At 69.6% G+C, this 517-nt stretch carries 1 protein-coding gene; it reads right to left on the bottom strand.

Annotation, left to right across the window (positions count from 1 at the left end):
• Positions 1–226: 226 nt before the first annotated feature.
• Complete coding sequence (locus ABTU92_RS30710; protein WP_408095303.1) at positions 227–373, bottom strand: hypothetical protein; 147 nt, start codon at positions 371–373, stop codon at positions 227–229.
• Positions 374–517 lie beyond the last annotated feature (144 nt).

Genomic DNA, 517 nt, shown 5'->3' with positions numbered 1-517 from the left:
CGGGCGGCCGGACCGAGGTCCGGTCCACCGCGGTCGACCCGTCCGCGTTCGCCCCCAGCCGCGGCTCACGTCCAGGCGGTCGATGTCCGCCGAGGGTCGAAGGGTGCGGCGGCGCGGTACACGCTGGTTGACGCGTCCCGGGGCCATATCTTCAGGATCGGTGCGAGGGCCGACGCGTCCGCGGGCCGCGCGGAGATCGCATGCGTTTAACGGCCGCCGAACACCGCTAGAGGTCGTGATAACTGATCAGCGTCACGTCCCGTCCGATCGTGCCTCTCCACTCTCCTTCGAGGAGCCGTGTCTCGTGCTCGAAGATCGGGCCACCCGGATGGCACATCAGCTCGACTGTTCCATCCCACGGACGGCCCACCATGACCCGCTCGTACAGCGTCGTGAACTGCGTGAACGAATCCGTGGTCCGCGTCCGGACGATCGCCCTGACGGCCGAGTTCCACGTGAAGCTCCACGCCACCTTGACCGGCCGCAAGCCCGCGGCCGTCGCGCTCGCGCTCGGGGC

The organism is Rhodoplanes sp. SY1 (assembly GCF_046000175.1).
GTDB lineage: Bacteria > Pseudomonadota > Alphaproteobacteria > Rhizobiales > Xanthobacteraceae > Rhodoplanes.
The sequence above is the reverse complement of the archived record's forward strand: the minus strand, read 5'-3'. Positions and strand labels throughout refer to the sequence as shown.